We start from the raw sequence: 5,893 nt of genomic DNA on the forward strand, positions 1-5,893 counted from the left end.
TTGGGCTCGGGGCCGGCTGGCGGGAGGGGCCTCTCTGGGCCCTGCTCTCCGCCTACGGCGCCGAAGCAGCGATCCTTTTGCCCTCTACCTTGCTGATGGTCATCGCCTGCCTTAGTTGGAAGCGCCTTGAACACTCCCCCTGGCGGGTGGCCTTTGAGCGAGGACTGGGGCCAATCACCTTGGGAATTTTGTTTGCCGTGGGGCTCAAGATTCTGCGCACGGCTGACACCAATTGGGCTGGGCTGGTGGTGTCAGTGCTGGTTTGCGTGCTGATGTTGCGCACCCGCATTTCGCCGCTCTGGTTTATGGCAGTGGCCGGTGTGCTGGGTGGTCTGGGTGTAATTAACCGCTAAGGGGCCAGATTGGTTGGGCCGGGTCTATTTGGATGGCGCCCGCCACTATCCGAGCTTCTTCAGCAAACCCGGCTGGGGGGGAGCCCTCGGGTCCCCGGGCCACCGCCCCGGCAATCCGCAGCTGCAGCGGTCGTAGCTGCAGGGCCACGATGCGGGCGCTGTTGTCGCCCTGGCAGCCGGCGTGGGCCATACCCCTCAATCGCCCCCAAACCAGCACATGGCCTGCGGCTGAAATCCGCGCGCCTGGGTTTACGTCCCCAAGCAGCAGCACGCTGGCCGATATTTCCAGATGGTCGCCGGAGCGCAGGGTGCCCCGATGCACTTGCAGGTCTGAATCTGGTTTGGCGGGGCTCGCTGGAGCGGCCGCATTAGGCCACTGGCTCAAGATCCCCAGCCCCGCAGCTGCTACGTGGGTGTGGGGCTGACTGCTGCAGATCATCACCAGCTCAAGCCCCCGGCCGGCCAGGGTGCGCTGCAGCTCGCCCAGCTGGCTTAGGCCTAGACGCCAGGCGCCAGCCTCGAGCAGCACCTGGCCCTCGATTGGCCCATCACCCAGCAGGGCGCCACTATCGATTGCTTGTTGCACCAGAGCGGGCAAAGGGGTTTGGCAGGAGGCGGGCAGCACTAGCCGGTGGCTGCCTCGCCCCGATTGGTCTGCAACCAGCAAGGCTCCTTGAGCCGGCTCCAACTCCATTTCCGGCCCTATCCCCATTCCCGCTCAGCGACCCAGCAATTGGCGCAACTTAGGTGCCACCTCACCGGGATGGATCAGCCAGGCCAGCTCGACCGCAACAGTGAGGCTTTGCACCAGGCTTGAGCGCTGCTCCAGGGCCTGTAGGTGCTCGCCATCCCAAAGGCGCAAGCCACCTTTATAGGGGTGATAACCGCGGCTCTGGCGCTGCTGCAGGCCGCAGCTGGTTTCGGCGCTCAGGCCCTCGGCTTCGCTTAGCTGCCGCGCTGCAGCCAGGAGCTCCAGTCGCTGGGCGGGGCTGCAGTGACTCACATCGGTGGCCTTGAGCAGCCGCCGCTCCAGCAGGCGGCGGCAGGGATCCTGCAGTTCGGACGGGCCCTCTTCCATCCAGCGCATCAGGTGGTAGCCGGTGCGGATGTCGTCGTTGGCAAGAAATGTCTCCAGATCGAGAGCGTCGCAGTGCCACAGCCAGCGGCCCATCACCTGGTCGGCCCAAACTCGCTTTGGTCCCAGGCGTCGGGCGGTGGCGATGGCCTGGTTGAGCAGCCAGTTGCACACCACGTTGAGCCGGTGGTTGTAGACGCTGCGATACATCAGGTTGCGCACCACCAGGTAGTGCTCCACGGCCATCAGCCCTTTGGGGGTGATCGCCAGCTGGCCATCGGGAGCCAAGGTGAAGGCGGCCAGGATGCGCTCGAGATCCAGCCGGCCGTAGGTAGTGCCGGTGCTGTAGCTATCGCGGACCAGGTAATCGAGCCGGTCGCAGTCCAGCTGGCTGCTCACTAGGGCCTTGATCGCCGTGCAGGGGTGGCGGCCGTGCTCCAGCAGGTCGGCCACGGCGCTGGCCGTGCCGGGGGCGTGGGCTTCGAGGCGGTCGCGCAAGGCCGGATGCTCCCGGATCAGTCGCCCCGACCACGCCTCGTGGTGTAGCCCATACATCTCCTCGCCTGAGTGGCTCAGGGGAGCGTGGCCCACATCGTGCAGCAGGGCCGCGGCGTAGAGCACGGCTCGATGTTCCGCCAGTTCAAGGTGGTGGCGCTCCAGCTGTTGCAGAGCGAGGCGGGCTAGGTGCAGCACCCCAAGGGAATGGGTGAAGCGGCTGGACTCGGCTCCATGGAAGGTCAGAAAGGCTGGCCCCAATTGACGCACTCGACGCAAGCGCTGGAAGGGGGCGGAATCGATCAGGTCGATGGCCAGGGCTTCGGCCGGATCGCTGCGATCGAGTCGAATCGCCCCGTGCAGTGGATCGTGATAGGTGCGCTCTCCCATATTCAAAGAGTCGCTTCAAGCCGGCTGGCCAGCAAGCGGCCCGCGGCATCAAGCCAGCTGTCACCTTCACCGCCGGGATCTAGGGGTTCGGGTTCGGGCAGCACCAGATCCGGCGCGATTCCCTGGTGCTGAATGTCGCGGCCGCTGGGGGTGAGGTAGCGGGCCACGGTCACGGCCAGGCCGCTGGTGTCGCCCAGGGGGATCAGGGTCTGAATCAGCCCTTTGCCGAAGGTTTGAGCTCCCACCAGCTCACTGCGGCCATTGTCTTGAAGTGCTCCCGCCAGGATTTCGCTGGCACTAGCTGTGCCGCCGTTCACCAGGGTGAGCATCGGCCCGTCGAAGAGCATGCCGGGGTTGGCCTGTTGGGGCGAGCTGAGTCCATCACGGTCCTGGGTTTCCACGATGGGCTCGCCATTGAGTAGGTCGTTGGCCACGGCTAAGCCGGCGCTCACCAGCCCGCCGGAGTTATTGCGCAGATCAAGAATCAGCCCCTCGATCGCCTTGCTGTTGAGATCGGCGAGGGCTTCCTGCACGTCCTGGGGCACCGGTTCAGAAAATTGGGTGATACGTAGGTAGCCGAGGGTGTGCTCTCCCACCCGCAGACGCTTGCTGCGCACCGGACGCAGCTCCACCTCTCGCCGTTCGAGCTCCACTTCGCGGGACTGCCCTTGCATGTTGAGTTGCACCAGGACCCGGCTCCCGGCGGGGCCGCGGAGGGCGGCTGCGGTGCGTTCCAGCCCCAGAACCTCAGTGGCCTGGCCATCTACCCGCAGCACCTCGGCGCCACTAGGTATCAGGGCTTCAGCGGCGGGGGAGCCGTCCAGTGGGGCGATCACTACGACTGCTTGGTCGTTGCTGCGCAAGCCCAGCTGCAGTCCCACTCCGGTCACGGTGCCCTGAGTGTTGGAGCGCAGGGTGGCGTAGTCGGCAGGCCGCAAAAGGCGGGTGTAGGGATCGCCAAGGGGGGTGAGCATTGATTCGATGGCGTCGTAGGCATCTCCTGAGCTGTTGATTGGTTGCTCGAGCGCTTTTTGGCGCAGCCGCTTCCAATGCACCGTTTCAAAGCGTCCTGGATCCACGTAGCTCTGGTTCACTAGGCGCCAGGCCTCAACCACCAGCTGCTGGGTATCGCTGAGGGCGAAGGCCGAGGCGCCGGAGGCTGCCAGCAGGGCTAGGGCCAGCACGGGGCCAAGCAAACGCTGCAGCAGTGTTGCCAAAAGGTTTTTCACGGCTGTTGCAAACGGTTGAGAAGGCGCTGGCCTAGAGGGCTGGACACTCACAAGCGGCTCGAGGTCATCGGTAGGATCTCGCAACCAATACCCCAGCTGCATGGCGAACACTCCTGCTGGAAACTCCGGACAGGCTTCGAACCCGGTTTACAACTGGTTCGACGAGCGCCTTGAGATCCAGTCGATTGCCGACGACATCTCGTCCAAATACGTGCCACCCCACGTCAACATTTTTTATTGCCTGGGCGGCATCACCCTGGTTTGCTTCCTGATCCAGTTCGCCACTGGGTTTGCGATGACCTTCTATTACAAGCCAACGGTGGCTGAGGCCTATGCCTCTGTCCAGTACCTCATGACCGACGTCAGCTTTGGCTGGTTGATCAGGTCTGTGCACCGCTGGAGCGCCTCGATGATGGTGCTGATGCTGATCCTGCACGTCTTCCGGGTTTACCTCACCGGTGGTTTCAAGCGCCCAAGGGAGCTCACCTGGGTTACTGGCGTCACCATGGCGGTGATCACTGTCTCCTTCGGCGTTACTGGCTACTCCTTGCCTTGGGATCAACTCGGTTACTGGGCCGTCAAAATTGTTTCTGGAGTCCCCGCGGCTGTTCCGGTCATCGGTGATTTCATGGTCGAGCTTCTCCGTGGTGGGGAGAGCGTTGGCCAGTCCACCCTGACCCGCTTTTACAGCCTGCACACCTTCGTGATGCCTTGGCTGCTTGCGGTTTTCATGCTGATGCACTTCCTGATGATCCGGAAGCAGGGCATCTCTGGCCCCTTGTGACCTATTGATTCGAGGCCTCTCGCCTCCGAATCTCCCCCCTTAAGCTTCACACCAACACCTCAAAGATCCCTGCTGCCGGCAGCTGCCATGCACATCCTTAAGAAGCCCGATCTCACCGATCCCAAGCTCCGCGCCAAGTTGGCGAAGGGTATGGGTCACAACTATTACGGTGAGCCAGCCTGGCCCAACGACCTCCTCTACATGTTCCCCGTGGTGATCCTGGGGACCATTGGCTGCATGGTTGGTCTGGCAGTCATGGATCCGGCCATGCTGGGTGACAAGGCTGATCCTTTTGCAACCCCGCTTGAGATCCTGCCTGAGTGGTACCTGTATCCGGTATTCCAGATCCTCAGGGTTGTTCCTAACAAGCTTTTGGGCATTGCCCTGCAGACCATGATCCCCCTGGGTCTGATGCTTGTGCCCTTCATCGAGAGTTTCAATAAGTTTCAGAACCCTTTCCGCAGGCCCGTGGCCATGGCCACCTTCTTGTTCGGCACTGTTTTTGCGATTTATCTCGGCATTGGCGCAGCCATGCCAATCGACAAGTCACTCACCCTTGGTCTGTTCTGAGAATTAGGAGCAAATCATCCTGGGCACCCTGCCTGGGTCCTCTCATCAAGCCGCGACTTAGGTCGCGGCTTTTTTTATGGCATGTAAGAGAGTCTCTTTCAGCTGCTTTGGCCCTTCCTCAGCTGAGCTCTGTGAGCCTCCCTGCCCCAGCAGCGCTCCCGATAGCCACCCCTTGTGGCCCATATGGCGCTGAAGGGCCTGCAGCGGCCCCAGGGGGAAAGACGGCAAATGGAGTGCACCTAAACGCCTGGCCGCAATGGTTTTGGCTTGGTGCGCTGTCGCGCTCGATACGGGTTCTTGCCATAAGCGCAAGTGGGGTGATATGTTTTTGGACTGCGCGCAAGGGGGGAAGCCCCGGAAGCGAGCAGGCTTACGACGGAGGAGGCGAGAGCCGACGGTGTTGTAAGTTTTCTGAGTCGCTGAGAGGCGACGTTCCGCCGAGAACTCCCGAGAGGGGGAGGAAGCGGAAGCACCTGGACAACTAAAAAGTTTAGGAACTGACGCTTTCACTGCGTCACGGATTAAGGGAGCCTGCACCGCCTGAGAGGGAGGGTGTTGGAGCTTTGATTTTTTAGCTGAGAGATCAGCTAGTGACGGAAATAGCAGTGAAGGTGTGAGGTCCCGTCAAAAAGAAACAAAGCGTGACGCGCCTGTTGGTTGGTTTTTGTTGCCTTCTCACGAGGGAACAGGAGCTGGTGTGCCGATAGGAGAGGCGAGCGCGACCGGATCTGGGATTCGGGAAAGTCAAGAGGAAAGAAATTTCTGAATGCACTCTTTGAAACCTTCTGTCAGAGGAAGGGGCTCCAACTGTGAGACCTGCGCCAGTGGGTTGAAACGGGTGAGAAGCAATTCAGGTTGAGGCGAAAGCCGATAGGACGTGAACTACAACGGAGAGTTTGATCCTGGCTCAGGATGAACGCTGGCGGCGTGCTTAACACATGCAAGTCGAACGAACCTTCGGGTTAGTGGCGGACGGGTGAGTAACGCGTGAGAATCT

General features: G+C 61.7%; 6 protein-coding genes and 1 rRNA gene. 4 read left to right on the forward strand and 3 right to left on the reverse strand.

All coding sequences use genetic code 11. The annotated features are described in order from the left end of the window. Positions 1-353, forward strand: a 353-nt coding sequence (locus tag KBY75_RS15090) for a chromate transporter (protein WP_255024541.1), incomplete at its 5' end; no start/stop codon positions are given. Here the strand turns inward: KBY75_RS15090 and minC are convergent. From minC to ctpZ, 3 genes are read right to left on the reverse strand one after another with little or no spacing between them, the layout of a single operon-like run. Further along, complete coding sequence (gene minC / locus KBY75_RS15095) at positions 343-1,065, reverse strand: septum site-determining protein MinC (RefSeq protein ID WP_255024542.1); 723 nt, start codon at positions 1,063-1,065, stop codon at positions 343-345. The two genes, KBY75_RS15090 and minC, sit on opposite strands and share 11 nt — an antisense overlap. 6 nt (positions 1,066-1,071) lie before the next feature. Continuing rightward, positions 1,072-2,313 carry an HD domain-containing protein gene (locus KBY75_RS15100; RefSeq protein WP_255024543.1) on the reverse strand — a complete coding sequence of 414 codons (1,242 nt, stop codon included), beginning with the start codon at positions 2,311-2,313 and terminating at the stop codon, positions 1,072-1,074. A gap of 2 nt (positions 2,314-2,315) precedes the next feature. After that, positions 2,316-3,542 carry a carboxyl-terminal processing protease CtpZ gene (ctpZ, locus tag KBY75_RS15105; protein ID WP_255024544.1) on the reverse strand — a complete coding sequence of 409 codons (1,227 nt, stop codon included), beginning with the start codon at positions 3,540-3,542 and terminating at the stop codon, positions 2,316-2,318. A 100-nt stretch (positions 3,543-3,642) separates the two neighbouring features. Between ctpZ and petB the strand changes: the two genes are divergently transcribed. From petB to KBY75_RS15120, 3 genes are all read left to right on the forward strand, one after another. After that, positions 3,643-4,326 carry a cytochrome b6 gene (petB, locus tag KBY75_RS15110; RefSeq protein WP_255024545.1) on the forward strand — a complete coding sequence of 228 codons (684 nt, stop codon included), beginning with the start codon at positions 3,643-3,645 and terminating at the stop codon, positions 4,324-4,326. An 87-nt stretch (positions 4,327-4,413) separates the two neighbouring features. Further along, positions 4,414-4,896 carry a cytochrome b6-f complex subunit IV gene (petD, locus tag KBY75_RS15115; protein ID WP_106632801.1) on the forward strand — a complete coding sequence of 161 codons (483 nt, stop codon included), beginning with the start codon at positions 4,414-4,416 and terminating at the stop codon, positions 4,894-4,896. An 884-nt stretch (positions 4,897-5,780) separates the two neighbouring features. Beyond that, positions 5,781-5,893: ribosomal RNA gene (locus KBY75_RS15120) — 16S ribosomal RNA — on the forward strand; the annotation flags it as partial.

It is taken from the genome of Cyanobium sp. T1G-Tous, assembly GCF_024345455.1.
Lineage (GTDB): Bacteria > Cyanobacteriota > Cyanobacteriia > PCC-6307 > Cyanobiaceae > Cyanobium_A.

Bases quoted from the DNA above. Each gene is read 5' to 3' on its own strand.
- minC (WP_255024542.1), bottom strand. From the start codon at position 1,065: ATGGGGATAGGGCCGGAAATGGAGTTGGAGCCGGCTCAAGGAGCCTTG.
- petB (WP_255024545.1), top strand. From the start codon at position 3,643: ATGGCGAACACTCCTGCTGGAAACTCCGGACAGGCTTCGAACCCGGTT.
- petD (WP_106632801.1), top strand. From the start codon at position 4,414: ATGCACATCCTTAAGAAGCCCGATCTCACCGATCCCAAGCTCCGCGCC.
- KBY75_RS15100 (WP_255024543.1), bottom strand. From the start codon at position 2,313: ATGGGAGAGCGCACCTATCACGATCCACTGCACGGGGCGATTCGACTC.